Annotated in this window: 23 protein-coding genes; 14 read left to right on the forward strand and 9 right to left on the reverse strand. The window is 71.7% G+C overall.

Going from position 1 to position 25,336, the window contains the following annotated elements; translation table 11 throughout:
• Positions 1-46: 46 nt before the first annotated feature.
• From NYF13_RS09890 to NYF13_RS09900, 3 genes are read right to left on the reverse strand one after another with little or no spacing between them, the layout of a single operon-like run.
• Positions 47-682, reverse strand: coding sequence for a TetR/AcrR family transcriptional regulator (locus NYF13_RS09890; RefSeq protein WP_315655779.1), 636 nt, complete (start codon positions 680-682; stop codon positions 47-49).
• Entirely contained in the window at positions 679-2,211 is a 1,533-nt protein-coding gene (locus NYF13_RS09895) for an ATP-dependent acyl-CoA ligase (RefSeq protein ID WP_315657291.1), read from the reverse strand. The genes NYF13_RS09890 and NYF13_RS09895 overlap by 4 nt, the downstream gene beginning before the upstream one ends.
• Positions 2,212-2,225: 14 nt before the next feature.
• The gene (locus tag NYF13_RS09900) at positions 2,226-2,969 is read right to left on the reverse strand and encodes an enoyl-CoA hydratase/isomerase family protein (protein ID WP_315655780.1); all 744 of its coding nucleotides are present in this window, start codon (positions 2,967-2,969) and stop codon (positions 2,226-2,228) included.
• Positions 2,970-3,016: 47 nt separating this feature from the next.
• On the opposite strand from NYF13_RS09900, the gene NYF13_RS09905 reads away from it, so the two are divergent.
• The 6 genes from NYF13_RS09905 to NYF13_RS09930 all read left to right on the forward strand — a co-directional run bounded on the left by NYF13_RS09905 (position 3,017) and on the right by NYF13_RS09930 (position 8,259).
• A complete protein-coding gene (locus NYF13_RS09905) occupies positions 3,017-4,597 on the forward strand; it encodes an amidohydrolase (RefSeq protein WP_315655781.1) in 1,581 nt (526 codons plus the stop codon).
• A 61-nt stretch (positions 4,598-4,658) separates the two neighbouring features.
• Positions 4,659-5,099 carry a GNAT family N-acetyltransferase gene (locus NYF13_RS09910; RefSeq protein ID WP_315655782.1) on the forward strand — a complete coding sequence of 147 codons (441 nt, stop codon included), beginning with the start codon at positions 4,659-4,661 and terminating at the stop codon, positions 5,097-5,099.
• Positions 5,100-5,127: 28 nt separating this feature from the next.
• Complete coding sequence (locus tag NYF13_RS09915) at positions 5,128-5,811, forward strand: metal-dependent transcriptional regulator (RefSeq protein WP_315655783.1); 684 nt, start codon at positions 5,128-5,130, stop codon at positions 5,809-5,811.
• A 337-nt stretch (positions 5,812-6,148) separates the two neighbouring features.
• Positions 6,149-6,487, forward strand: coding sequence for a transcriptional regulator (locus NYF13_RS09920; RefSeq protein ID WP_315655785.1), 339 nt, complete (start codon positions 6,149-6,151; stop codon positions 6,485-6,487).
• 51 nt (positions 6,488-6,538) lie between these two features.
• Complete coding sequence (locus NYF13_RS09925) at positions 6,539-7,636, forward strand: alcohol dehydrogenase catalytic domain-containing protein (protein WP_315655786.1); 1,098 nt, start codon at positions 6,539-6,541, stop codon at positions 7,634-7,636.
• Positions 7,636-8,259 (forward strand): alpha-ketoglutarate-dependent dioxygenase AlkB family protein, encoded by a 624-nt coding sequence (locus tag NYF13_RS09930; RefSeq protein ID WP_396286872.1) that lies wholly within the window; start codon positions 7,636-7,638, stop codon positions 8,257-8,259. Before NYF13_RS09925 ends, NYF13_RS09930 begins: the two co-directional genes overlap by 1 nt.
• Positions 8,260-8,283: 24 nt before the next feature.
• Here the strand turns inward: NYF13_RS09930 and NYF13_RS09935 are convergent, their stop codons facing one another.
• From NYF13_RS09935 to NYF13_RS09945, 3 genes are read right to left on the reverse strand one after another with little or no spacing between them, the layout of a single operon-like run.
• The gene (locus NYF13_RS09935) at positions 8,284-9,033 is read right to left on the reverse strand and encodes a 5-oxoprolinase subunit PxpA (RefSeq protein ID WP_315655788.1); all 750 of its coding nucleotides are present in this window, start codon (positions 9,031-9,033) and stop codon (positions 8,284-8,286) included.
• A 1-nt stretch (position 9,034) separates the two neighbouring features.
• Entirely contained in the window at positions 9,035-9,829 is a 795-nt protein-coding gene (locus NYF13_RS09940; RefSeq protein WP_315655789.1) for a putative hydro-lyase, read from the reverse strand.
• Positions 9,826-11,100, reverse strand: coding sequence for an MFS transporter (locus NYF13_RS09945; RefSeq protein ID WP_315655790.1), 1,275 nt, complete (start codon positions 11,098-11,100; stop codon positions 9,826-9,828). The genes NYF13_RS09940 and NYF13_RS09945 overlap by 4 nt, the downstream gene beginning before the upstream one ends.
• Before the next feature lie 121 nt (positions 11,101-11,221).
• Here NYF13_RS09945 and NYF13_RS09950 point away from each other — a divergent pair, with 121 nt between their 5' ends.
• A complete protein-coding gene (locus NYF13_RS09950) occupies positions 11,222-11,923 on the forward strand; it encodes a GntR family transcriptional regulator (protein WP_315655791.1) in 702 nt (233 codons plus the stop codon).
• Positions 11,924-12,289: 366 nt separating this feature from the next.
• Here NYF13_RS09950 and NYF13_RS09955 read toward each other — a convergent pair whose 3' ends face one another.
• The 3 genes from NYF13_RS09955 to NYF13_RS09965 all read right to left on the reverse strand — a co-directional run bounded on the left by NYF13_RS09955 (position 12,290) and on the right by NYF13_RS09965 (position 16,451).
• Positions 12,290-13,648: a ricin-type beta-trefoil lectin domain protein gene (locus NYF13_RS09955; RefSeq protein ID WP_315655792.1), complete on the reverse strand. Its 1,359-nt coding sequence runs from the start codon at positions 13,646-13,648 to the stop codon at positions 12,290-12,292.
• 28 nt (positions 13,649-13,676) lie between these two features.
• A complete protein-coding gene (locus tag NYF13_RS09960) occupies positions 13,677-14,915 on the reverse strand; it encodes a family 16 glycosylhydrolase (protein ID WP_315655793.1) in 1,239 nt (412 codons plus the stop codon).
• A gap of 297 nt (positions 14,916-15,212) precedes the next feature.
• Positions 15,213-16,451, reverse strand: coding sequence for an ROK family protein (locus NYF13_RS09965; protein WP_315655794.1), 1,239 nt, complete (start codon positions 16,449-16,451; stop codon positions 15,213-15,215).
• Positions 16,452-16,571: 120 nt separating this feature from the next.
• On the opposite strand from NYF13_RS09965, the gene NYF13_RS09970 reads away from it, so the two are divergent.
• From NYF13_RS09970 to NYF13_RS10005, 7 genes are all read left to right on the forward strand, one after another.
• On the forward strand, positions 16,572-17,777 hold the full coding sequence (locus NYF13_RS09970) for an ROK family protein (RefSeq protein WP_315655796.1): 1,206 nt from the start codon (positions 16,572-16,574) through the stop codon (positions 17,775-17,777).
• Positions 17,778-17,994: 217 nt separating this feature from the next.
• On the forward strand, positions 17,995-19,662 hold the full coding sequence (locus NYF13_RS09975; protein ID WP_315655798.1) for an ABC transporter substrate-binding protein: 1,668 nt from the start codon (positions 17,995-17,997) through the stop codon (positions 19,660-19,662).
• A 21-nt stretch (positions 19,663-19,683) separates the two neighbouring features.
• Positions 19,684-20,799, forward strand: a complete 1,116-nt coding sequence (locus tag NYF13_RS36670; RefSeq protein WP_396286876.1) for an ABC transporter ATP-binding protein — start codon at positions 19,684-19,686, stop codon at positions 20,797-20,799.
• Positions 20,796-21,776, forward strand: coding sequence for an ABC transporter permease (locus NYF13_RS09990; RefSeq protein WP_315655799.1), 981 nt, complete (start codon positions 20,796-20,798; stop codon positions 21,774-21,776). Before NYF13_RS36670 ends, NYF13_RS09990 begins: the two co-directional genes overlap by 4 nt.
• A complete protein-coding gene (locus NYF13_RS09995; RefSeq protein WP_315655800.1) occupies positions 21,777-22,769 on the forward strand; it encodes an ABC transporter permease in 993 nt (330 codons plus the stop codon).
• Positions 22,766-23,812 carry an ABC transporter ATP-binding protein gene (locus NYF13_RS10000; protein WP_315655801.1) on the forward strand — a complete coding sequence of 349 codons (1,047 nt, stop codon included), beginning with the start codon at positions 22,766-22,768 and terminating at the stop codon, positions 23,810-23,812. Before NYF13_RS09995 ends, NYF13_RS10000 begins: the two co-directional genes overlap by 4 nt.
• A 23-nt stretch (positions 23,813-23,835) precedes the next feature.
• Positions 23,836-25,242: a GH1 family beta-glucosidase gene (locus NYF13_RS10005; RefSeq protein WP_315655802.1), complete on the forward strand. Its 1,407-nt coding sequence runs from the start codon at positions 23,836-23,838 to the stop codon at positions 25,240-25,242.
• Positions 25,243-25,336 lie beyond the last annotated feature (94 nt).

Genomic DNA, 25,336 nt, shown 5'->3' on the forward strand with positions numbered 1-25,336 from the left:
CCCCACGTTCGCCGTTCGAGCAAGGCGTAGGCCGCTAAAAGCGCCGCTAAACAGGCACGTCCCACACCTGGGCGACCACTTCGAGGCAGGGCCGCAACTCGGCCACGGTCACCGAACCCCCGAACCCCAGTGCCCGTAACGCCAATTCCGCGTAGTGGGCGGCCAGTCCTTCCAGCGGCAGCGGACCGCGGGGCGAGTACCAGCGCGCCACCCCGTTGCACATCTCCAGCAGGGCCAGCCTGGTCACGGCCGGGTGCCCGGTGTGGAACACCCCGGCGGCGGCACCGTCCTCGATGGCCTGGGCCCAGAGGTCCTCGTACTCGTCCCGCAGCGCGACGACGCGGGCACGGGCCGCGTCCGAGAGCGCGTCGACTTCGTTGTCCACCACCCGGGTTTCGGCCGGCTGGACCGCGTGCGCGAGCACGTGCAGCGCGACCAGCGTGCGCAGCCGGGACACCGGATCGCCCGCCCCGGCGGTGGCCTTCGCCGCGGCGTCGAGCAGGCGCCGCAGCGAGGTCGTCATGATCTCGACGAGCAGGTCCTCCTTCGTGCCCATGTAGTGGTAGAGGCCAGCCGAAGACAGCTCGGCCTCCTGGGCCAGGTCCCGGATCCCGGTGCCGTGGAATCCCTTGGCGGCGAACAGTTTCACCGCCGCCGCGTGCACCCGCCCGGCGCTGCTCACCGCCACTGCCCGGTGCTGCGGTCCCAGGCCCCGGCGCGCAGGTCCGGCGCTTTGCGCAGCTCGCCCTTCGCCACCCGCTCGGAAGGCGTCATGGGCAGGTCTTCGGCGAAGGCCCAGAAGCGCGGCACCTTGAAGTAGGCCAGCTTCTCCGCGCAGAACTCGGCCAGTGCGGCGGGTTCCGGCGGATCGCCTTCGCACACGACGTACGCCTTCACCTCTTCACCCCGCAGCTCGTCCGGCACCGCGATCACGGCGGTGAGCCGTACCGCCGGATGGAGCAGCAGGGCGCGCTCCACTTCGTCGGCCGAGACGTTCTCGCCGCTGCGCCGGATCATGTCCTTCGTGCGGCCGACGAAGTACACGCGGCCTTCGGCGTCCATGCTCGCCAGGTCGCCGGTGTGGAACCAGCCGTCCGCGAACGCGCGCGCGGTCGCTTCGGGGTCTTCGTGGTAGCCGTGCATCAGGCCGAGGCCGCGGATGAGCAGCTCACCGGTTTCCCCGCGCGGCAGCGGTTTTCCGTCCTCGCCGGCGATCATCACCTCCCGGTCGCGGGTCGGGCGGCCGATGCAGCCGGTGCCGACCGCGGCATCGTGATCGGCCTCGGACACCCGGAGGTCGCCGCCGGTCTCGGTCATGCCGAACGCCTCGTACCACGGCACGCCCCAGCGCTGTTCCAGCTCCGCGTGCAGCTCGCGCGGGATGGCGGACGCGCAGACCGCGCGCACGCGGTGGTGGCGGTCGTCCTCGTGCGGCGGCTGGCGCAGCAGCAGGGCCGGCATCAGGCCGAGGCAGTAGAACCAGGTGACGCCGTGCTCGCGGACCTTGGCCCAGAAGGTCGACGGGTGGAACCGGTCGGCCACCACGAGGGTGGCCCCGCCCGCGAGCCCGAGCGCGACGTTCCACTGTGGATCGATGTAGTGGAAGGGCTGGGCGGTCAGCAGCACGTCGTCCTCGCCCACCGCCGGGAAGTCGCCGGCCAGCCCGATCGCCAGCGTGGTCCAGTAGCGGTGCGGCAGCACGCAGCCCTTGGGCGCGCCGGTGGTGCCGGAGGTGTACTGGAGGTTGACCGGCTGCTCGGCGACCACCGGCCCGGGCTCGACCGGCCCGGCGGCCGGCAGCTCGTCCGGGGTGAGCACGTGCTCCAGCGCGGTGTCCGGCGCGATCCGGCGCAGCAGCTCGACGAATTCACCGGAGGCGACGGCGAAGCGCGCGCCGGAGTGGCGCAGCACGTGGGCGCCGTCGAATTCGCGGTAGCTGGTGTTCACCGGCACGAGCACCGCGCCGAGCTTCGCCAGCGCGAGCCACAGCAACGGGAACTCGGGCTGGTTGCGCAGCATCACCGCCACCCGGTCGCCCGGGCGCACGCCCAGCCCGTGCAACGACGCGGCGAACGCGCTGCTGCGGGCGTCGACCTCGGCGAAGGTCAGGCGCTCGCCGGTCACGTCGAAAACCCACGCGGTGCGCTCCGGCCACAGCGCGGCGGCTCGCGTGACCAGCTTCACCAAGGTGTCGGCCTGGGTGAGCGGCATCACCTGTGCGGGCGTCACGAACGGCTCCGGAACGCCTCGGTGGACGCGCGGACGGCGGCCGAGTGCTCGGTCACCAGCGCGTGGTTGACCTCCAGCTCCAGCGCCGACTCCAGGGCGTGGTCGACGCCGGCGTCGAGCGCGCGCTTGGCCATGGTGGCGGCCTCCGGGGGGTGGTGCGCGATCTTCTCGGCCCAGCCCTGGGCCAGCGTCATCAGCTCGGCGGCCGGGACGGCGGCGTTGACCAGTCCGAGGTCGTGCGCGCGGCGGCCGTCGAACCGCTCGCCCAGCAGCAGCAGTTCCTTCGCCTTCATCGGGCCGACCAGCAGCGGCAGCAGCCGAGACGCGGCGCCGGTGACGCTGAGCCCGAGCGAAACCTCGGGGAACGCGAACACGGCGTCCTCGGCCGCCAGCACCAGGTCGCAGCCCAGCGCGAACTCCGCGCCCGCGCCGATCGCGTACCCGTGCACGGCGGCGATCACCGGCTGCGGCAGCGCGCGCAGCCGCCGGGTGACGTCCTGGAGCCGGTCGAGCCGGGCGCGCGAATCGCCCTCCGGCGCCGGCTCCTTGAGGTCGTGCCCGGCGCAGAAGGCCCGCCCGTGGCCGGACAGCACGGCCACCCGGGCGTCGCTGCGGGCGACGCCGTCCAGCGCGGTGAGGAAGTCGTCCACCAGGACGGGGGCGACGGCGTTCAGCCGCTCGGGCCGGTTCAGCCGGATCTGCGCGATGCCGCCTTCGACGGTCAGGTCCACGGTGCTCATGGGGGCGAGCCTAGACGTTCGATCGATCGATCGATAGTGTTCCCCGCATGCGGGTCGACGCGGTTTACGAGAACGCCCACGTGATCACCGGCGAGAGCGCGCTGGCCGTGCTGAACGGCCGGGTGGTGGCGCTGGGCGAGGAGGCCGAGGAGCTTTCGGCGCGCCGCCGGGTCGACCTCGGCGGCGCGTACGTGGTGCCCGGTTTCCACGACGCGCACAACCACATGGCCTGGTACGGCATGGGCCTGGACGACGTGCCGCTGAGCGGCTGCCGCAGCGTCGAGGAGGTCTACGACGCGGTCGCGCGCCGGGCGGCCGAGCTGCCCGCCGGGAGCTGGGTGATCGGCAGCGGGTACGACCAGAACAAGCTGGCCGGCGGGCATCCGGACCGGCACGGCCTCGACCGGGCCGCGCCCGGGATGCTGGTCCGGCTCAAGCACACCTCCGGGCACATGACGGTGGTCAACTCGGCCGTGCTCGACCGGCTCGACCTGGCTCACGTGCCGGTGGGCGGCGACGTGGTGTTCGACGCCGGAGGCGACCCGACCGGGCTGCTGCGCGAGCAGGCCCAGTTGCTGCTGCGCCCGCTGACCTACCCGACGCCGGTCGAGTCCGTGGTCCGCGGACTGGACCGGGCCGGGCAGCAGTTCCTGGCCGAGGGCATCACGAGCGTGCAGGAGGCCGGGATCGGCGGCGGCCTGGTCGGCGAGACCCCGGCCGAGCTGGCCGCCTACCAGCTCGCGCGCTCGCGCGGGGTGCTGCGGGTGCGCAGCACGGTGATGGTGGCCGCGAGCGTGCTGCACGAACTGCCCGACGGCGCCGGTTTCGGCCTGGACCTGGGCCTGCGCACGGGTCTGGGGGACGACTGGCTGCGCATCGGCCCGATGAAGCTGTTCGCCGACGGGTCACTGGTCGGGCGGACCTGCGCGATGCACTCGCCGTTCGCGGGCGAGCCGGAGAACCGCGGCTACTTCCAGGTCCCCGAAGACGAGCTGGCCCGCACCATCCGCCGGGCCCACGACGCCGGCTGGCAGATCGCGACCCACGCCATCGGCGATCGAGCGGTGACGGTGGTGCTCGACGCGTACGAAGCCGCGCTGGCCGCTTCGCCACGCGCAGACCACCGCCACCGCATCGAGCACTGCGCGGTTCTACAGCCCGCGGAGCTGACGAGGCTGGCTTCGCTGGGCCTGATCGCTTCGCCCCAGGGCCGCTTCGTGAACGAACTGGGCGACGGTATGCGGGCGGCCCTGGGCGAAGACCGGGTGCCGTGGTGTTACCGGCTGCGCAGCGTCCTGGACGCGGGCGTGGTCCTGCCCGCCAGCTCCGACCGCCCCGTGGTGAACGGCGCACCCCTGCCGGCCCTGGCCGACATGGTCCGCCGCCGCACCTCGACGGGCGCCCCCTTCTCCCCCGAGGAAGCGATCACCCCCGCGGAGGCCCTGCGGGCGTACACCTACGGCTCCGCGTACGCGACCTTCGCGGAAGACCGCCTCGGCACCCTGACCCCGGGCAAGCTGGCGGACTTCGCCGTGCTCTCGGGCAACCCGCTGGAGGAGTCCACAATGGACGAACTTCGCGTACTGGCCACGGCGATCGACGGTGAACTGCGTTACGAGGCACCGTGAACGGTCGTGGCCCAGCTCACCCACCCAACCACCACCGCTGACAGAAAGGGGCTGCTCACCCATGCCCGTGCGCGAAGCCGTGTCCGAAGACACCGAGGAAATCTGCGCCCTGATCGAAGAACACGCCGTCTACGAAGACAAACACGATCTGAAGCTGGACCGCGGGGAGATGGGCGGGCACCTGTTCGGGCCGGAGCCGAAGGCCTGGGTGCTGATCGCCACCCCGCCCGGGCGTCCGGACCTGGTCGCCGGGTTCGCTTTCTGCAGCTGGAACTTCTCCACCTGGCAGGCCCGCCCCGGCATCTGGCTGGACGACCTGTTCATCCGGCCCGAGCACCGTCGCCACGGCCTCGGCCGGGAGCTGCTCGACGCCCTGCGCGCGCGCACCACGGGCCGGGTCGAGTGGGACATGCAGGCCGGCAACGAGAAGGCCGAAGCGTTCTACGCGAAGCTGGGCGCGGAGCCCGTGCCCGGCTGGATCCGGTACCGCTGGCGGCCCTGACCGGGCCGGGCCCCGTATCGTATGCGGCATGGGAGATGGTTCCGGGCGCAGGTCGTCGTCGGTCGAGGACTACGTGCGGGTGATCTACGGGCTGGTCGAGCGGGGTGAGCCGGTCACCAACGCGTCGCTGGCCGGACGGCTCGAGGTCAGCCCGTCTTCGGCCTCGGGCATGGTCACGAAGCTCTCCCAGCTCGGCCTGGTGGCGCACGTGCCCTACCGCGGCATCGAGCTGACCGCCGAGGGGCGGCTGCTCGCGCGGTCCGTGCTGCGCCGGCACCGGCTGATCGAGACCTACCTGGTCTCCGAGCTCGGCTACACCTGGGACGAGGTGCACGCCGAGGCCGACGCCCTCGAGCACGCCGTCTCCGACCGCCTGGTCGAGCGCATCGCGGCCAAGCTCGGCAACCCCGTCCGCGATCCGCACGGCGACCCCATCCCAGCCGCGGACGGCAGCGTCGAGGAGCTGCCGACGCACATCCTCGACGATCTGGAGCCGGGCGCGGTCGGTGAGATCGTGCGCGTCTGGGACACCGACCCCGAACTGCTGCGCTACCTGACCGAGCACGCGATCGGCCTCGGCGAGCGCATCGAGGTGGTCGAGCGCCAGCCGTTCGGCGGACCGCTGGTGGTCAAGGTCGGCCAGCCGCCGGAGGCCGCCACCCACGCCATCGGCAAGGAGATCGCGCAGGCGCTTTCGGTCGCGGTGCGCTGACCCGCGGTCCGGGGGCTGCTGCGCGGTGACGCCGCACACCGGAGGGGCGCGCCGCCGCGCGCCGGGAAACGTGAAGCCGTTTCGCTTCGATGGGCACCGCCGACCGGCCCGGCCGGATCGGCTCCACTGTGGACACCTCTCGGTCCGTGCTGGCGGTGGGAGCAATGGGGGATTTGCTGCGTCACGGGCAATTCCGGCCAGGCGGAACCTCCCGCCGCGATCGTCCGATCACTGCGTGCACCTGGGTGAGGGCCCTTCCGATCAAGCCCGGCACCGGCCTACGCTCCGGTGTTTTCGAAGCGAGGTTTTCGAACCGACGTGGTGCGGAGCGTGGGGCATGACCGGTCAGCGGACACCGACAGCCGACCGGGGGGAGCCGGCGCAACGGGAACTCGGGCGGCTGCTCGAGGCGGGCCCGTTCGCCGAAGCCCTGCGGGCGGCCATCCGGGCCCGCGGGCTCGGTTTGGAGCGCATCAGGTACCGGCTGCGGGGCCGCGGGGTGTCCCTGAGCCTCGCGACGCTGAGCCACTGGCAGTCCGGGCGCTGCCGCCCGGAGCGCCCGGAATCGTTGCTGGCACTGGGATATCTGGAGGACATCCTCGGCGTGCCGCCCGGAGCGCTGCGGCGGCTGCTGGGCCCGCCCCGGTCCCGCGGGCCGTACCCGCCACCCGGCTGAGGCACCGGCCGGACCGCCGCCCGGCCCGGCCGCCGTCCTACCATCGGGCGTATGCGTGCCGTGGTGATCGAGGAGTTCGGACGGCTGCCCCGGGTGGCCGAGGTGGCGGACCCGGTCGCGCCGCCGGGCGGGGTGGTCGTCGCGGTGGAGGCGACCGGGGTCTGCCGCAGCGACTGGCACACCTGGCAGGGGCACGACCCGGACGTCTCGCTGCCGCACGTCGCCGGGCACGAGCTGGCCGGGCGGATCGCCGCGGTCGGCGAAGGGGTGCGCGGCTGGGCGGTCGGTGCGCGGGTGACCGTCCCGTTCGTGTGCGCCTGCGGGGTCTGCGCCCAGTGCGCCCGCGGTGACCAGCAGATCTGCGACGACCAGTTCCAGCCCGGGGCCACGCACTGGGGCTCGTTCGCCGAGCTGGTCGCCATCGAACACGCCGGAGCGAACCTCGTCGCGCTGCCGGACGGGCTGTCCGCGCTCGCGGCGGCGGCCCTCGGCTGCCGGTTCGGGACGGCGTTCCGCGCCGTGCTGCGCCAGGGCGGCGTGCGCGCCGGGCAGTGGGTGGCGGTCTACGGTTGCGGCGGCGTCGGCCTTTCCGCGGTGCTGCTGGCCGCGGCTGCGGGCGCGAAGGTCGTGGCCGTGGACGTCTCGCCGCCCGCCCGGGCGCTGGCGCAACGCTCCGGCGCCGTGCTCAGCGTCGACGCGAGCGCGTTCGACGGGCCGGAGACGCTGGCCGCGCACGTCCGCGACCTGACCGGCGGCGGCGCGCACGTTTCGCTCGACTGCCTCGGGGCGCCGCAGACGTGTGCCGCGTCCGTCGGCAGCCTGCGCAAGCGGGGCCGCCACGTGCAGGCCGGGCTGATGCCGCCGGAGCAGGGCGTCGCGCCGATCCCGATGCACCGGGTGATCGGCGGTGAGCTGGAGATCGTCGGGATCCACGGGCTGCCGGCGCACGAGTACCCGGAGCTGCTGCGGGTGGTCGAGACGGCCGGCATCGACCTCGCGGCGCTCGTCGGACGGCGGATCGGGCTCGACGACGTGCCGGCCGCGCTCGAGGCGATGAACGATCCGGTGCCGGCGCAGGCGGGGGTCACCGTCGTCGAGTTCCCGGTAGCCGAGTTCCCGGTCGTCGAGTTCCCTCGGGAGGCGAAGTGATGGAGCTGCTGCCCCGCCCCCGCCGGGAGGTCGCGCCGGGCGCGGTCCACGTGCCGGACTGGCTGGGCTTCGATGAGCAACGCGAACTGGTCGCGGCCTGCCGCGGCTGGCGCGGCTACCGCGCGACGCGCCTGCCCGGCGGCGGCGTGATGTCCGTGCGGACGGTCTGCCTGGGCTGGCACTGGCGCCCGTACCGGTACACGCGCACGGTGGACGACGGCTCGCCCGTGCTGCCGTTCCCGGGCTGGCTGGGCGAGCTCGGCAGGCGCGCGCTGGCCGACGCCTACGCCGGCCCCGCCGAGGACTACCACCCGGACGTCGCGCTGGTGAACTTCTACGACGCCACCGCGAAAATGGGCCTGCACCAGGACAAGGAGGAGCGCTCGCCGGCCCCGGTGGTGTCGCTCAGCCTCGGCGACGCGTGCGTGTTCCGGTTCGGCAACCCGGAGCACCGCAACCGGCCGTACACCGATGTCGAACTGCGTTCGGGCGATCTGTTCGTCTTCGGCGGCCCTTCGCGGCTGGCGTACCACGGTGTGCCGAAGACGCTGCCCGGCACGGCGGAGCCGGAGCTGGGACTGACGGGGCGGCTCAACCTGACGTTGCGGGTTTCGGGGTTGTGAGCCGTTCCCCGGGCCGATGCGAAGTCAGGCGAACGGCGCCAGCGTCACGCCCGCGGACTCCAACGACTCCCGGATCCGCCGCGCCAGCTCCACCGAGCCCGGTGTGTCCCCGTGCACGCACAGGGAAGCTGCGCGCACGGTCAGCTTTCCGCCGGAAACGTCCAGCACTTCGCCGCTCGTCGCCATCGTGACGGCGCGCGCGGCCACCTCCGAAGCGTCGTGCAGGACCGCGCCCGGTTCCTTGCGCGACACCAGTTGTCCCGAAGGGGTGTACGCGCGGTCCGCGAACGCCTCGGCGTGGCCGGTGACACCCGCGGCCACGGCGGCGTGCAGCATCTTCGAATCCGGCGGGCCCAGCAGGGCCAGGTGCGAGTCGTACCGCCGCACGCCCTCGACCAGCGCCGCCGCCTGGTCCGGGTCCACCGCCGCCGTGTTGTACAGCGCCCCGTGCGCCTTCACGTAACGGACCCGGCTGCCCGCCGCGCGCGCGAAGGCGTCGAGAGCGCCGATCTGGTACAGCACGTCGTCGGCCAGATCCTCCGGGGCGATGTCCAGCGCGCGCCGGCCGAAGCCCGCCAGGTCGCGGTAGCCGACGTGCGCGCCGATCGTCACGCCTCGCTCGGCCGCGCGCTCGCACACCCGGCGCATCACCCCCGGGTCGCCCGCGTGGAAGCCGCAGGCGACGTTCGCGCTGGTCACGATGTCGAGCAGGGCTTCGTCGTCGCCCATCTTCCAGGCGCCGAAGCCCTCGCCGAGGTCGCTGTTGAGATCCATTTCAGTCCACCCGGTAGTCGCGGTCGAGTTTGTCCGTCACGAGCATGTACCCCGGCGCGTGCGTGATGGCGAACGGTGGCCGTGTGGCCATCAGCGCCGCCTGCGGAGTCACCCCGCAGGCCCAGAACACCGGCACGTCCCCCGGCTCCGGTACCGCGTACTCACCGAAGTCCGGCCGCGTCAGGTCGTCGATGCCCAGCTCCGCCGGATCCCCGAGGTGCACCGGCGCGCCGTGCACCGCGGGCATCACGGCGGTGAGCCGCACCGCGTCCGCGACCCGCTCGGCCGGGATCGGCCGCATCGACACCACCAGCGGCCCGTGCAACCGGCCCGCGGGCTCGCACGGCCGGTCGGTCACGTACATCGCGACGTTGCGGCCCTGCTCGATGTGCCGGAGCGGCACGCCACCGGCCCGCAGCGCGCTTTCGAACGTGAAGCTGCAGCCGATCGAGAACGCCACCATGTCGCTGCGCCACAGCCCGGTCGTGTCCGTGACCTCGCCGGTGAGCACGCCGTTGTGCCAGATCCGGTAGCGCGGCAGATCGGTGCGCAGGTCCGCGCCGGGCGCGAGCCGCGTGGCCGGGTCACCGGGATCGCTGACGTCGAGCAGCGGGCAGGGCTGCGGGTTGCGCCGGCAGAACCGCAGCACGTCCTCGGCCCAGTCCTGCGGGACGGCGATCAGGTTCGTCTGGGTGTACCCGTCCGCCCAGCCCGTGGTGGGCTGTTCGGCGCCGGCGCGGAACCGGGCGCGAGCGGCCGGCGGCGTCAGTTTCGCCGGATCGTCCAAGGCGGTCATGATCCCTCCTGGGCCGCGGGGCTCTCCGGGAGTTCGGTGCCCCGCGTCTCGGGCAGCCCGAGCAGCGCGAGCGCCGCGATGGCGTAGCCGACGGCGCCGAGCGCGATCGCGCCGCCCGCCCCCATGAACCCGACCACGGCCGGGAACGCCGCCCCGACCGCGCGGCCGAAGTTGTACGTGAAGCCCTGCCCGGTGGCGCGCAGCTCGCTCGGGTACAGCTCCGCGAGGTAGGCGCCGAAGCCGCTGAAGATCGCCGAAGTCGAGAAGCCGAGCGGGAAGCTGATCAGCAGCATCAACCCGTTCGCCCCGTAGGGCAGCTGGACGAACAGCAGGATCAGCGCCGCCGAGAGCACCGAGAAGAGCAGGAAGGTCTTCTTGCGCCCCAAGAGGTCCGTGAGGTACCCGCCGCAGACGTAACCGGCGAACGCACCCGGGATGAGCAGTGCGAAGTACCCGCCGGTGCCGACCACGGACAGGCCGCGGCCGGCCTTCAGGTAGTTCGGCAGCCAGGTGAACAGCGTGTAGTACCCACCCTGGACACCGGTCGTGAGCAGCGCGGCGAACAACGTCGTGCGCAGCAGGCGCGGGCGGAAGATCCCGGCGAGCGAGCCCCGTACCGGGGCCCGCTCCCGGCGTTGCGTGACCGCCGGGGCGTCCTCCACGCTGCGGCGCACCCACAGCACGAGCAGCGCCGGGATCACCCCGGCCCAGAACAGCACCCGCCACGCGACGGCTTCGTCGAGCACGCTGAACAGCACCGTGTAGACGACCACCAGCAGGCCCCAGCCGACCGCCCAGGCGCTCTGGACGAACGCCACGGTCCGGCCGCGGTACCGGGGCCGGCAGTACTCCGCGACCAGCGCGGCGCCCACCGCCCACTCGCCGCCGAAGCCGAGACCCTGCAATCCGCGCAGTACCAGCAGCGTTTCGAAGTTCGGCGCGAACCCGCAGAGCACGGTGAAGACCGTGTACAGCGCGATGGTGAGCTGGAGGGTGCGGACGCGGCCGATCCGGTCGGCCAGCACGCCGGCGCCGATGCCGCCGATCGCGGACACCACCAGCGTGGTCGTGCCCAGCAGACCCGCCTCACCCGAGGAGAGGCCGAAGTAGGCGGTGATGGCGGCCAGGCCGAAGGGCAGGGTCTGGTAGTCGAACGAGTCGAGACCGTAGCCGCCGAAGGCGCCGGCGAAGGCACGTCGGCCCTTGCGCCCCAGCGAATGGAACCACGGGAACGGCCGGACGGCGGCGGTGGAGCTGGCTGTCGCGTTCATGGGCACCTCGCTGGATGGGCACATCGTGGCTCGGATCACATGGCTCTTACCGTACGGATCGTTCAACAATCCCACAAGTTGCTGGTTCGATCGTTCCCGAAGGCCGGGTTAGGCTGGCTTCGTGGTCAACGAGGACGCCCGGCTGGGCCTGGAAGCCGACCGTGGTCTGCTCGGCCGCACGAGCACGGCCGAGCGGGTGGCGGGCGTGCTGCGCACCCGGATCGCCGAAGGCTTCTTCCTGCCCGGCGGCCGGCTCTCCGAGCTGGACATCGGCACCGCGCTGGGCGTCTCCCGCAACACGCTGCGCGAGGCGTTCCGCCTGCTGACCCACGAGCGGCTGCTCACCCACGAGCTGAACCGGGGGGTGTTCGTGCGGGTGCCGACGGTCGAAGACGTGCGCGACATCTACCGGGTGCGCCAGATCGTCGAATGCGCCGCGGTCCGCGGGATCACCGCCCCACCGGACTCCTACGCCGAAATCGCCGCGACGGTGGCCGACGGCGACCTGGCCGCCCGGCACGGCCGCTGGCAGGACCTCGGCACGGCCAACATCCGGTTCCACCGGGAGCTGGTGGCGCTCGCCGGCAGTGCGCGGGTGACCGAGCTGATGCAGGGGCTGGCCGCCGAGCTGCGGCTGGTCTTCCACGTGATGGCAGACCCGCGGCGGTTCCACGAGCGATACCTACCGCGTAATCACGAAATACTGGTTCCGCTGAAGAGTGGCGACGGAATTCGGACGGCTGAGCTGCTGAACCAGTATCTGGTCGACGCGGAGGCCCAGCTCGTGGAGGCGTACGCGGAACGCGCGGCTGCGGTGCGCTGAGTCATCCGGCCGGCGCAACTGCGTGGTGCTGATCGGACCGGGCCGGCCCCGGCGTCGGTGGCTTGCTCTCCGGACTCCAGTCGCGGGGGCACGGCTGCTGTCCGATCTTCTCCTCTGCGCGCCGCGAAGGTGTTGCGGGCGGCTCGGATTGGCTACGGTCTACGGCGGGTCGCGGGTTCGAAGCCGTCCCACGCTCGGTCCCCCAGCCCGGCGTGGGACTTCGAGGACCGGACCGGTCCGGTCTCGCCGGGCCGGTCCGGCGCCTCGGGCCCGGCGATGGGCGGAGGACGGCGGCGGGTCGTGCTCCCCGGGGGGTGAGCACGACCCGCCGTGTCTACAAAGGACATCTGGCGGGGCCCGCGGGCGTCACCCCGCGTACCGGGCGAAGACCTTGGTGTAGTCCCAAGCCTGCTGGGAAACCCCGGAGCAGCTGTCCGCCGGTCCGCCGCTGCAGGGGCGGTCGCGGTTGGCGGACCAGAAGGTCAGGCGGGCCAGGTGGTGCTGGTTCGCGTAACCCAGGATGGTGCCGAAATCGGCCACGGTGACGATCTCGTTCTGGTCGGTCACCCCGTTCATGGACGAGATGCCCAGGTGCCGGTAGGCGTTGTCATCGGTGTAGCCGTAGGCGTTCTTGACCACCGCCTTGAGCCCTTCGGCCGCGCGGGTGGTCAGGGTGCCCATGTTCTGCCCGGCCCCGCCGAAGTCGAACGGCATGATCACCCAGCCGTCGACGCTCAGCCCGGACGAGGCGGCCCGGTTGACCAGGCTCGCATCCGGACCGCTGGTCCCGGTGCCGAAGGTGATGTAGATCTTCAGCCCGGAGTTGGCGGCGCGCACGGTCTTCAGCGCGTCGACGGTGCGCTGCTGCACCGTCGGGTTGCTGTAGGCGTCGGCCTCGATGTCGATGTCGATCGCCTTCAGCCCGTAGGCGTTGATCACCTTCTGGTACGCCGCGGCCAGCTCACCCGCGCTGCCGCAGGAGGACTCCAGCTTGTTGCCGCTGTAGCCGCCGAACGACGGGATGATGTCACCGCCCCCGGCGCGCACCGCGTTGACCGTGCCCTGGTCCACGCCGCCGGTCAGCGCGCGCGAACCGTCCCACTGGGGGTTGCAGTAGCCGTTGGACAGGACGAAGGCGAGGGTGAACCACTTGACCCCGGTCGCGTTGGTGATGGCCGCCGGGTCGGGCGGGCTGCCCCAGCCGTTGTAGAGGTACGGGGCGACGGCCATGGCGCCGGCGGACGGGGGTGTGGTGCCACCGCCACCGGGGGTGGTCCATTTCTGGTTGGTGCCGCCGGTGCAGGTCCAGATTTGGAGGCGGGTGCCGTTGGCGGAGTTGTTTCCGGTGGCGTCGAGGCATTTGTTGGCGGACGGGTTGACGATGTCGTGGGCGGAGCTGATTACCCATTGCTGGGCGCTGGTGTTGTTGCAGTCGTAGAGCTGTACTGCGGCACCGTCTGCTGTGGACGCTGCGGTGACGTCCATGCACTTGCCGAGGGCGCGGAGGGTGCCGTCGCTGCCGATGGTCCAGTTCTGGGCGGCGTTGCCGTTGCAGTCGGTGATCTGGATGGGGGTGGTGTTGGCGGTGTTGGCTCCGGCCACGTCGACGCACTTGCCGCCGATACCGGTGATCGTGCCGGTGGCGGCCTGGGCGCTCGCCGGGGCCAGGGTGACGGCGAGCGCGGCCAGCAGGCCGCCGATCGCCGCGAGGGCTCTTCGTCTCATCGGATCCTCTTCGCCGGGCGGAGCGGGGTCAGGGGGTGGTCCATTTCTGGTTGGTGCCGCCGGTGCAGGTCCAGATTTGGAGGCGGGTGCCGTTGGCGGAGTTGTTTCCGGTGGCGTCGAGGCATTTGTTGGCGGACGGGTTGACGATGTCGTGGGCGGAGCTGATTACCCATTGCTGGGCGCTGGTGTTGTTGCAGTCGTAGAGCTGTACTGCGGCACCGTCTGCTGTGGACGCTGCGGTGACGTCCATGCACTTGCCGAGGGCGCGGAGGGTGCCGTCGCTGCCGATGGTCCAGTTCTGGGCGGCGTTGCCGTTGCAGTCGGTGATCTGGATGGGGGTGGTGTTGGCGGTGTTGGCTCCGGCCACGTCGACGCACTTGCCGCCGATACCGGTGATCGTGCCGGTGCGCCCGGTTGGCGGGGTGCCGCTGTCGGTGGTCACGTGCACGTAGTCGACCACGAGCTGCTGCGGGAACTGCGTGCTGCCGTCGGGGTTGCCCGGCCAGTCACCGCCGACGGCCAGGTTCATGATGACGAAGAAGTTGTGGTCGTAGACCCAGCGGTTGCCGTTGAGGTCGGCCGGGGTGCGGGTCTGGTAGACGTGGCCGTCGACCGACCAGCTGAGCTTGTTCGGCGACCAGTCCACCGCGTAGGTGTGGAAGTCGTCGGAAAAGTTCGGGCCGTTGTAGGCGGCGCCGATGCCGTTGGCGCCGGAGTAGCCCGGGCCGTGGATCGTGCCGTGCACGGTGTTCGGCTCCTTGCCGATGTTCTCCATCACGTCGATCTCGCCGTCGGTCGGCCAGTTGCCGCCGCCGAGCATCCAGAACGCCGGCCACATGCCCTGCCCGCGCGGCAGCTTCATGCGGGTCTCGAAGTGGCCGTAGGCCTGGCTGAACCGGCCGGAGGTGTTGAGCCGCGCCGAGGTGTACTCGCAGCGGCCGTACCAGCAGTTGTAGTTGCCGGGGTTCTCCTTCCGGGCGGTGATGACCAGGTGGCCCTGGCCGTCGAGCGCCGCGTTGGCCGCACCGGCGGTGTAGTACTGCCGCTCGTGGTTGTTGCCGCTGTTGTCGCCGGTCTCGTAGTTCCACTTGGCGGCGTCGGCGGCGCTGCCGGCCGGTCCGTTGAAGTCGTCGGTGAAGCTGGCCGCGGCCGACGCCTCGGGTGGGGCGAGCGCGGCGGGCGTCACCTGCGCCGCGAGGGTCAGCAAGGCGGTGGCCGCGAACAGGCCGGCCCGGCGGGTGCGTCGGAGTGGGCGCGAGAAGGACATCGTTGTCACCTCGGTCTGCGGAGGGACCGCGCTTTCACGCGCGCAGCACGAAAACGCGGCGGGGCGGAACAGGGGCACGACCGGGATCGGGTCGTGGGGGTGCGCAGCCGGGCGCTTCGTGTCCACTCCGGGGGTGGACCGCAGGCGGGCGGCCAGGGGGACCGATGGAAAGCTTGCTTTGTGTTTGCTGCCACCAAAGCAAGAGAAGTATGCATGGTTCGGACCACTGGCGGCAATGCTCGGCTGGCTGAAAGTTTTTAACTCGAATTAAGGCCGGGAAGTTACCGGCGGCGTGGCTCAGGCCGCTCCGGTGCGGGCCGGGGACCGGGTCCGCAGCCGGGGGTCGGCGCCCTGTTCCAGCAGGTCGGCGACCGGGAGGGTGGCGGCGCCGGTGGCCACCGCGTCCAGGCCGAGCTGGGCCGGCCGGATCGTGGTCTGGCCGAACGGGTGGCTCAGCGCGTGGGCGGCCGCGGTGGAGCGGACCAGCGGCAGCGACTCCTCGCCCAGGGCCAGGCCGACCCAGCCGCCGACCACGATGCGCTCCGGGTTGAACAGGTTGATCAGGTTGGCGATGCCCGCGCCGAGGTAGCCGGCCGTCTCCTCGACCACCTTCTGCGCGGACTTCGACTTCGGCGCCGCGGCCAGCAGGGCGGCCAGTTGCTCCTGCTCGTTCTCGCCGTCGGCGGGTTTGCCGCGCGCGCGGCGGTACCGCTCGAGGATGGCCTCCGCGCCGATGTAGGCCTCGAGGCAGCCGTGGGAGCCGCAACGGCAGGCCTGCCCGCCGTAGACGATGGTGGTGTGGCCCCATTCGCCCGCGCTGCTGGTGGAGCCACGGTAGGTGGCGCCGTCCGCGATCACCGCCGCGCCGACGCCGGAGCCGATCAGCACTATCACCGCGTGCCGGGCCCCGCGGCCGGCGCCGAACCACATCTCGGCCTGGCCCTGGGTCTTGGCGCCGTTGTCGATGAACAGCGGGAGGCCGATACCGGCCGCGCGCAGCTCCTCGCCCAGCGCCACGGCGTCCCAGCCGATGGTCGGGGCGTGCACCAGCACCCGCTCGCCCTGCTCCACGGTGCCCGGCACGCCGACTCCGACGCCCAGCACCGCGCTCTCCTCGACCTCGGCCGTCGCGATCACCTCGCGCAGGCCCGACACCACGGCGGCGACCACGGCGCCCGGCTCGGTGCGCGCCGGCGACAACTCGTGCTCGACCAGGGCCAGCCGCTGCATCGCCAGGTCGAACAGCTCCACCCGCACGCCGGTCTCGCCGATGTCGACCCCCGCGACGTGCCCGTACGCCGGGTCCACGCGCAGCAGCACCCGCGGCCGCCCGCCGTCGGACTCCACCAGCCCGGCCTCGGTGATCAGCCGCTCCTCGCCCAGCTCCGCGGTCACGTTGCTGACCGTGGCGGCCGACAGGCCGGTGAGCCGGCTGAGCTCGTGTCGCGAAAGCGGGCCGTCGAAGTACAGTTTCGACAGCAGCAGGGAACGGTTGTGCCGCCGCAGATCGCGGACGGTGGTGCGCTTACTGACCATGTCTACCCATCCGGCCCTTGAGGTGTCCGCTACCAGGATGCCTGATCACCGTAAGTTGTCGCCATGTATTAACTAGTGAACTAAGTCCCGAACGCCTGATCGTCTGGCAGAATCCCCAGGGTGACGAGGGTGCTGCGGCAGACGACGAGGGATCTGAGGCGGCACAACCGGTCCGTGCTCCTGTCCTCGCTCTACCTGCGGGGCCCGGTCAGCCGGCTGGAGCTGGTCGCCGAGTCCGGGCTCAGCCCGGCGACCGTGACCAACGTGGTGGCCGAGCTGATCGGCGACGGGGTGGTGGCGGAGGCGGGCTCGGTCGAGTCCGACGGCGGCCGCCCCCGCACGCTGCTGCGCGTGCGGCCCGAGTACGGCCAGGTCGTGGGGGTGGACGTCGGCGAGACGCACGTGCGCGTGGGCCTGTTCGACTGCGCCCTCGAGACCCTCGCGACCGTGCAGCACCCCTTGGACGGCACGCGGCTGGACCCGGTCGAGGTCGTGGAGCTGGTGCGCGTCGGCGTGGCCGAGGTGCTGGCCGGCAGCGGCGCGGACGCGGCGGGGATCTTCGGCGTCGGCGTCGGGGTACCCGGCGCGGTGCGCGACGGCGGTATCGTGCACGCGCCGACGCTCGGCTGGGCGGGCGTCGGGTTCGCCGAGCTGCTGCGCGCGCACCTCCAGATCGCTTCCGCGCCACTGCACCTGGACAACCGGGCCCGCACCCTCGGCCAGGCCGAGATGTGGCGCGGCGCGGGCCGCGGCTCGGAACGCGCGGTGATCGCCCTGCTCGGGGTGGGCGTCGGCGCGGCCTTCGTGACCGGCGGCGGATCGTTCCCCGGGATCACCACCAGTGAGTGGGGGCACACCGTGGTCCAGGCGGCGGGCGCGGACTGCCGCTGCGGCTCGCGCGGCTGCCTGGAGGCCTACGTCGGCGCCGAGGCGGTGGTGCGCCGTTACGGCCGGGCGCCCGGCGCGCGGCCGGTGCGCGGGGTCGAGAGCGAGGACCGGCTGGCCGAGGTCGTGGCCCGCGCGGCGGAGCCGGGACCGGCCGCCGACACCCTCGCCGAAACCGGCGAGTACCTGGGCATCGGCATCGCGAACCTGATCAACCTGCTGGCCCCGGACCGGGTGGTGCTGGCCGGGTCGGCCGGGGCGGTGATGGGTCCCGCGATCCTCCCGCACGTGCGGTCCGCCGCCGCCCGGCACGCCCTCGGCTACCTGGCCGAGGGCACCCTGGTCGAGCTCGGCCAGCTGGGCCCGGAGGCCGTGGCGCTGGGTGCGGCCACCCTGCCGGTCGCCGCCCTGCTGGCTTCGGGGGGCCGGTCGGCCGGCTGAGATTTCCTTGCCGGACAACGGGATCATCTGTCGGACACCGAGCGTGAGCCTTTCTTTCAGTACTTAAACTTAGGTACAAAAAGTTACCCTCGTGTTATTGACGTGACCCGAGTCACCCGGGTTGACTCCTCCTGTCGTGCGGCCGGTCCGAGCCCTGGAAGCAGGTGGCGGGGGCGGGGCGACGCCCACAGCACCCGTTCCGGATCTAGGAGGACGAATGCGAGTCAAGCGCTCCATCGTCGCAGCGCTCACCGCCGTGGTGGCGATGTCCGTGCTCGCGGCCTGCGGCGGCGGCTCGACGAACGCCGGGAGCGGCAACGCCGCGGCCGTGCTCAACGTCGGCATGCCGAACGGCCCGCAGGCCGAGAACAACAACCCGTTCCTGGAGACCTCGGCCGCCGCGTCGCTGGGCTACCGGTACGTCATCTACGAACCGCTGGTGATGCTCAACCGGGTCAAGCCGCAGGAGCCCGGCAAGCCGTGGCTGGCCACCAAGTGGGACTGGTCGGACAACTACCGGAAGCTCGCGCTGACCGTCCGTGACGGGGTGAAGTTCTCCGACGGCACGCCGATGACCGCCGAGGACGTGGCCTACACCTTCCAGTTGCTGCGCGACAACAAGGCGCTGAACATCGACTCGGTCCCGTACCAGGACATCACGCCCAGCGGGAACACGGTCACGCTGAGCTTCGGCGCCTCGCAGTTCGTCAACCAGGTCAAGATCCTCCAGACCATCGTCGTGCCCAAGCACCTCTGGTCCGCGATCAAGGACCCGACCACCGACACCGTGAAGAACCCGGTGGGCACCGGCCCGTACACGCTGAAGTCGTTCACCCCGCAGACCATCACGGTCGCGCAGCGCCCCGGCTACTGGCAGGACGCGCCGAAGGTCAAGGAGATCCGCTACACCTCCTACAACGACAACAACTCGCAGGTCGCGGCGCTGACCAGCGGGGCGGCGGAGTGGAGCTTCGTCTTCATCCCGAACTACAAGACGGTCTACCTGAACAAGGACCCCCAGCACTACAAGCTGTGGTTCCCGGCGCAGCTCGCCGTGCACGGACTGTGGTTCAACACGGAGAAGGCGCCGTGGAACAACCCCACGCTGCGCCAGGCGGTCAGCAAGGTGATCAACCGCGACGACATCTTCAACCAGGGCGAGGCCGGGTACTTCTACCCCAAGGTCGACCAGCTCACCGGCATCCCTTCGCCCGCGGGTGACTCGTTCATCGCCCCCCAGTACCGGGGCCAGACGGTCAAGGTCGACGTGCCCGCGGCCAAGGCGCAGCTGACCGGCGCCGGTTTCAAGCTGGGCGGCAACCAGCTCGTGGACCCGACCGGCAAGCCGGTCGCGCTCAAGCTCTCGGTGCCTTCGGGCTGGTCGGACTACAACACCGACCTGGAGATCATCAAGGACAACCTGGCGCAGATCGGCATCACCGCCACGGTGGACAAGATGAACCAGGACGCGTGGACCAAGTCGGTCGACACCGGTGACTTCGAGGGGGTCCTGCACTGGACCAACGACGGGGCCACGCCGTACGACATGTACCGCGACGTGATGGACGGCAACCGGTACAAGCCGACCGGGACCGGCGGCATCAACGGCAACTACGGCCGGTACAAGAACGACGCCGCGACCGCCGCGCTGGAGACCTACGCCAACGCCCCCGACGACGCCGGCCGCGCCACCGCGATGTCCACCCTGCAGCAGATCATGATCGAGCAGCAGCCGATGGTCCCGCTGATGGCGGCCAACTCCGGCGGCGAGTACAGCACCCGCAACTGGACCGGCTGGCCGGACGAGGCCAACCCGTACGGACCGGCGCAGCCGACCCTGCGCAACGCGCTGGACATCGTCATGCACCTGAAGCCCGCGGCCTGAGCTGTGGCCGAAGACAACTCAGTGGCCACCGAAGAGTCCGTGGCCGCCGGGGAAGCCGTCCCCGCTCCGGCGGGGGCGGCCGTCCCGGGCCCCGAATCCGGCGCCGTGGTGCTCGAAGCGGCCGGGCTGACCAAGCACTTCGCCGTCCGCCGGCGCGGCCGGGACGTGCTCACCCGGACCCAGCGCAGCGTGCGCGCGGTCGACGACGTGGACCTGGTCCTGCGCCGCGGCCGGGTGACCGCGCTGGTCGGTGAGTCGGGCTCGGGCAAGTCCACCGTCGCGCGGCTGCTGGCCCAGCTCCACCCCCGCACCGGCGGGGACATCCGGCTGCACGGCCGGTCGGTGACGGTGAAGCGCGGCCGCGATCTCAAGGGACGGGCCTTCCGGGAGTACTGCCGGCGGGTCCAGATGATCTTCCAGGACCCGTTCGCCTCGCTGAACCCGGTGCACACCGTGCGCTACCACCTGACCCGCGCGTTGAAGATCCACGACCGCGCCGGCCAGGACGTCGACCAGGCGCTGCACGAGCTCCTCACCCGGGTGCAGCTGACCCCGCCGGAGCGGTATGTCGACAAGTTCCCGCACGAGCTGTCCGGCGGGCAGCGCCAGCGCGTCGCGATCGCGCGGGCGCTCGGCGCCGACCCGGAGGTGCTGCTGGCCGACGAGCCGGTGTCCATGTTGGACGTCTCGATCCGGCTCGGCGTGCTGAACCTGTTGCGCGACCTCAAGGAACGGCTGCACCTGGCCATCCTCTACATCACCCACGACATCGCCTCGGCGCGGTACTTCGCCGACGAGACGCTGGTGATGTACGCGGGCCGCATGGTCGAGGGCGGCGACAGCGAGACCGTCACGCAGTCACCCGCGCACCCGTACACGCGGCTGCTCATCGAATCCGCGCCCGACCCGGACCGGCTGGACCCGGGCACCGGCGCGGAACCGGGCGAGGTGCCGGAGGAGAAGGGGACCGGCGAACCGCCGAGCCTGATCGCGCCGCCCTCGGGCTGCCGGTTCCACCCGCGGTGCCCGGTGGCCCTGCCGCGGTGCGAAACCGAACTGCCCCCGCGGTTCGAGGTGGACGACCGTCCCGGCCACTGGGCCGCGTGCTGGCTGTACGACTCGGCGGTGACCCGGTGAGGTACCTGCTCCAGCGGCTCGGCTTCTACGTGTTCACCGCCTGGGCCGCGGTCACGATCAACTTCTTCATCCCCCGGATGATCCCCGGCGACCCGGTCCAGTCGCTGATCACCAAGAACCAGGGCAACCTCAGCGCGGACGCCATCCAGTCGTTGTACGTCCTGTTCGGACTGGACAAGAACGAGAGCCTGCTCACCCAGTACTTCCACTACTGGGCCCAGCTCTTCCGCGGCGACCTCGGGCTGTCGTTCACCTTCTTCCCGACCCCGGTCACCGAGGTGATCGGCGACAGCCTGCCGTGGACGATCATCCTGGTCGGGATCACCACGGTGGCCGGCTTCCTGATCGGCACCTCGCTCGGGGTGGTGGCGGGCTGGCGGCGCGGGTCCTGGGTGGACGGCCTGCTGCCGGTGACCACGTTCCTGTCCTCGGTGCCGTACTTCTGGCTCGGCCTGATCGCCATCACCCTGCTGGCCGGACCGGGCAGCTTCTTCCCGGCGTCCGGCGGCTACGACCCGGGCCTGGTGCCCGGCTGGGACGGCACGTTCGTCGGCAGCGCGGTCCAGCACAGCCTGCTGCCCGCGCTGACCATCCTGATCAGCTCGATGGGTAGCTGGATCCTGGGCATGCGCAACATGATGGTGACGGTGGCCTCGGAGGACTACATCACCGTCGCGCACGCCAAGGGCCTCAAGGAACGCCGGGTGATGGTGAGCTACGCGGCGCGCAACGCGCTGCTGCCCAGCGTCTCCGGGTTCGCGCTGGCGCTGGGTTTCATCGTCGGCGGCACGCTGCTGGTGGAGATCGTGTTCTCCTACCCCGGCGTCGGCTACGAGTTGTTCCAGGCGGTCGGCTCGCAGGACTACCCGCTGATGCAGGGCATCTTCCTGATCATCACGCTGTCGGTGCTGGTGGCGAACCTACTGGCCGACGTCGCCTACCTCGTGCTCGACCCGCGCACCCGGAAGGAGGGCTGAATGGCCCTGCCCGCAGCCGACTTCAAGGCCGTCACCCCGATCCCGGCCGAACCGCTCGCCGGGCCCGCCGCGAAACGACGGCGGTTCCGGTTCCTCACCGGCGGCAAGACGATCACCGGCATCGCGGTGCTGGCCTTCTTCGTCGTGATCGCGGTGATCGGCCCGTGGATCGCGCCGTTCGACCCGTCGGCCCGCAGCAACGACCTGCTGGAGGCGCCCTCGGGCCGGCACTGGTTCGGCACCACCCACCTCGGCCAGGACATCTTCAGCCAGGTGCTCGTCGGCACCCGCAGCGTGATGCTGGTCGGGCTGACCGCCGGGATCGTGGCGACCGTCCTGGCCGTGCTCGTCGGCGTCACCTCCGGCTACCTCGGCGGAACGCCCGGCGAGGGTCTTTCCGCGCTGTCCAACGTGTTCCTGGTGATCCCGGCCCTGCCGCTGATCATCATCATCGGCACGGCGCTGCCCAGCGGCGGCGACTACCTGGTGGCGGTGATCATCGGCCTCACCTCGTGGGCCTGGGGCGCGCGGATCCTGCGGGCCCAGACGCTTTCCCTGCGGCGCCGGGAATACGTCGAAGCGGCGCGCGCGAGCGGCGAGTCGACGGGGCGGATCATCTTCTTCGAGATCCTGCCCAACCTGACCGCGGTGATCGCGTCGAGCTTCGTCGGCACGGTGGTGTTCGCGGTGATGTCGGAGATCACGCTGGCCTTCGTCGGCGTCTCCAGCTTCTCGGAGTGGAACTGGGGCACGATCCTGTTCTGGGCGCAGAGCCAGCAGGCGCTGGCGCAGGGCGCCTGGTGGTGGTTCGTGCCGGCCGGGCTCGCGATCGCCGTCCTCGGCACCGCGCTGTCGCTGCTCAACTTCGGCATCGACGAGTTCGTCAGCCCGCGGTTGCGCTCGGGCGGCAAGACCAAGGCGAAGACCGCGGCGGGCCGGACGGTGCGCCTGCGCGTCGGCTTCACGCCGGTACTGGGCCGGGAGGAACGATGAGCGAACCCGTGCTGGAGATCAAGGGGCTCGACGTCGACTACGGCGTGGGCGCCGAGGCCGTGCACGCCGTGCAGGACGTGCACCTGACCCTGCACCGCGGCGAGGTGCTCGGGCTGGCCGGGGAGAGCGGCAGCGGCAAGTCCACCCTGGCCTACGGGCTGACCCGGCTGCTGCCCCCGCCCGGCGTGATCCGCGGCGGCCAGGTGATCTACCACCCCGAAGCCGGTGAACCCTACGACGTGCTGCGGCTGACCCCCGCGCAGTTGCGGGACTTCCGCTGGGCCGAGACGTCCATCGTGTTCCAGGGCGCGATGAACTCGCTGAACCCGGTGCACAAGGTGTCCACGCAGCTGGTGGACGTGATCAAGGCGCACGACCCGCGCAGCACCCGGGCGACGCGGCTGGCGCGGGCGCGTGAGCTGCTGCGGCTGGTGGGCATCGCGGGCGACCGCCTCGACGCGTACCCGCACCAGCTCTCCGGCGGGATGCGCCAGCGCGTGATGATCGCCATGGCGCTGGCCCTGGAGCCGCGGGTGGTCATCATGGACGAGCCGACCACCGCGCTCGACGTGGTGATGCAGCGCCAGATCCTGGCGCAGCTGGTGGAGCTGCGGGAGCGGCTGGGCTTCTCCGTCCTGTTCATCACCCACGACCTCTCGCTGCTGGTGGAGTTCTCCGACCGGATCGCGATCATGTACGGCGGCCGGATCGTGGAGCAGGCCCGTGGCGTCGAGCTCTACCGCGACGCGCTGCACCCCTACAGCGACGGCCTGCTGCACTCCTTCCCCGCCCTGCGCGGACCGCGCCGCGAGCTGACCGGCATCCCCGGCTCACCGCCGGACCAGCGGTCGCTGCCGCTGGGCTGCGCGTTCGCGCCGCGCTGCCCGCACGCGTTCGAACCGTGCTCCGGCCACGTGCCGGTGCTGACCGCGCCCGCCGGCCGGACCGGCACCACCCGCACCGTCGCGTGCTGGCTGCACCCGGCCGAGGACGACCCCACCGTGACCGTCATGCCCGTCATGCCCAGCGTGCCGCTGTCGTAGTCGCTTGTAGATGAGGAGAACCCTTGACCGAGACCACTGACGCCGCGACCCGTGAGCAGCGGCAGCTGATCGACTCGCTGCCCCAGGACTTCCGGTGGGGGGTGGCGACCGCGGCGTACCAGATCGAAGGCGCGGTGGCCGAGGACGGGCGCACACCGTCCATTTGGGACACTTTTTGCCGGGTGCCCTCGGCGATCGACAACGGCGACACCGGCGACGTGGCCTGCGACCACTACCACCGGATGCCCGGCGACGTCGCGCTGGTCAAGGAGCTCGGTGCCGACACCTACCGGTTCTCCGTGGCCTGGCCGCGGGTCCAGCCCGGCGGGCGCGGACCGGTCAACGAGGCCGGGATGGCCTTCTACGACCGGCTCGTCGACGAGGTGCTGGAGAAGGACCTCACCCCGTGGCTCACGCTTTACCACTGGGACCTCCCGCAGGAGCTGGAGGACGCGGGCGGCTGGCCGGAGCGCGACACCGCGTACCGCTTCGCCGACTACTCGATGCTGGTCTTCGACCGCCTGTCCGACCGCGTCCGGCACTGGACCACGCTGAACGAGCCGTGGTGCTCGGCGATGCACGGTTACGTGCACGGCGTGATGGCCCCGGGCCGCCGCGACTTCGGCGCCGGCATGCGCGCCGTCCACCACCTGCTGCTCGGCCACGGGCTGGCGACGCAGCGGATGCGCGCGGCGGCGGCCGACGGCACGCAGTTCGGCATCACGCTGAACATGAGCACCTCGGACGCGGCGACGGACAGCGCCGCGGACCGGGAAGCCGCCCGCCACGCCGACGGCCTGGGCGTCCGCATCTACCTCGACCCGCTGGTGCACGGCCGGTACCCGCCGGACGTGGTCGAGGACCTCGCGGTCCGCGGCGCGACCCTGCCGATCGAGGACGGCGACCTGCCGGTGATCTCGACGCCACTGGACTTCCTGGGCGTGAACTACTACTTCGGCCAGCAGTACTCCGGCGTCGACGAACAGGGCCGCACGACCGGCGAAGACGGTTTCCCGGTGCAGCGCGAGATCCCGTTCGGCGAGCCGACCACGGCCATGGGCTGGGAGATCCTGCCGGGCAAGTTCACCGAGCTGCTGACCCGCATCGGCCGCGACTACCCGAACCTGCCGTTGTTCGTCACCGAGAACGGCTCGGCGTTCGACGACGAGCCGGACGAGTCGGGTTACGTGGCCGACGACGGGCGCACCGCCTACCTGGCCTCGCACCTGGCCGCGGTGGCCGCGGCCCGGCAGCGGGGCGCGGACGTCCGCGGCTACTTCGCCTGGTCCCTGCTGGACAACTTCGAGTGGGCGTACGGGTACGCGAAGCGGTTCGGGCTGATCCGGGTCGACTACGAGACCCAGCAGCGCACGGTCAAGCAGAGCGGGTTGTTCTACCGGGACACGGTCCGCCGGGTCCGCGGGGCCTGAGCCGGGGGAGAAGGGCGTCCTGCGGGGCGCCCTTCTCCCTTCCCGGAAGTGGTCTCCGGCCCACCGTGCCCGTCGCCCGTCAAATCGACAGCCA

The organism is Amycolatopsis sp. PS_44_ISF1 (genome assembly GCF_032335455.1).
In the GTDB taxonomy this organism is placed as follows: domain Bacteria; phylum Actinomycetota; class Actinomycetes; order Mycobacteriales; family Pseudonocardiaceae; genus Amycolatopsis.

Excerpts from the sequence above, each read along its gene's own strand:
- NYF13_RS09895 (WP_315657291.1), bottom strand. The coding sequence starts at position 2,211 with ATGCCGCTCACCCAGGCCGACACCTTGGTGAAGCTGGTCACGCGAGCC.
- NYF13_RS09900 (WP_315655780.1), bottom strand. The coding sequence starts at position 2,969 with ATGAGCACCGTGGACCTGACCGTCGAAGGCGGCATCGCGCAGATCCGG.
- NYF13_RS09905 (WP_315655781.1), top strand. The coding sequence starts at position 3,017 with ATGCGGGTCGACGCGGTTTACGAGAACGCCCACGTGATCACCGGCGAG.
- NYF13_RS09910 (WP_315655782.1), top strand. The coding sequence starts at position 4,659 with ATGCCCGTGCGCGAAGCCGTGTCCGAAGACACCGAGGAAATCTGCGCC.
- NYF13_RS09915 (WP_315655783.1), top strand. The coding sequence starts at position 5,128 with ATGGGAGATGGTTCCGGGCGCAGGTCGTCGTCGGTCGAGGACTACGTG.
- NYF13_RS09920 (WP_315655785.1), top strand. The coding sequence starts at position 6,149 with ATGACCGGTCAGCGGACACCGACAGCCGACCGGGGGGAGCCGGCGCAA.
- NYF13_RS09925 (WP_315655786.1), top strand. The coding sequence starts at position 6,539 with ATGCGTGCCGTGGTGATCGAGGAGTTCGGACGGCTGCCCCGGGTGGCC.
- NYF13_RS09930 (WP_396286872.1), top strand. The coding sequence starts at position 7,636 with ATGGAGCTGCTGCCCCGCCCCCGCCGGGAGGTCGCGCCGGGCGCGGTC.
- NYF13_RS09935 (WP_315655788.1), bottom strand. The coding sequence starts at position 9,033 with ATGGATCTCAACAGCGACCTCGGCGAGGGCTTCGGCGCCTGGAAGATG.
- NYF13_RS09940 (WP_315655789.1), bottom strand. The coding sequence starts at position 9,829 with ATGACCGCCTTGGACGATCCGGCGAAACTGACGCCGCCGGCCGCTCGC.
- NYF13_RS09945 (WP_315655790.1), bottom strand. The coding sequence starts at position 11,100 with ATGAACGCGACAGCCAGCTCCACCGCCGCCGTCCGGCCGTTCCCGTGG.
- NYF13_RS09955 (WP_315655792.1), bottom strand. The coding sequence starts at position 13,648 with ATGAGACGAAGAGCCCTCGCGGCGATCGGCGGCCTGCTGGCCGCGCTC.
- NYF13_RS09960 (WP_315655793.1), bottom strand. The coding sequence starts at position 14,915 with ATGTCCTTCTCGCGCCCACTCCGACGCACCCGCCGGGCCGGCCTGTTC.
- NYF13_RS09965 (WP_315655794.1), bottom strand. The coding sequence starts at position 16,451 with ATGGTCAGTAAGCGCACCACCGTCCGCGATCTGCGGCGGCACAACCGT.
- NYF13_RS09975 (WP_315655798.1), top strand. The coding sequence starts at position 17,995 with ATGCGAGTCAAGCGCTCCATCGTCGCAGCGCTCACCGCCGTGGTGGCG.
- NYF13_RS09995 (WP_315655800.1), top strand. The coding sequence starts at position 21,777 with ATGGCCCTGCCCGCAGCCGACTTCAAGGCCGTCACCCCGATCCCGGCC.
- NYF13_RS10000 (WP_315655801.1), top strand. The coding sequence starts at position 22,766 with ATGAGCGAACCCGTGCTGGAGATCAAGGGGCTCGACGTCGACTACGGC.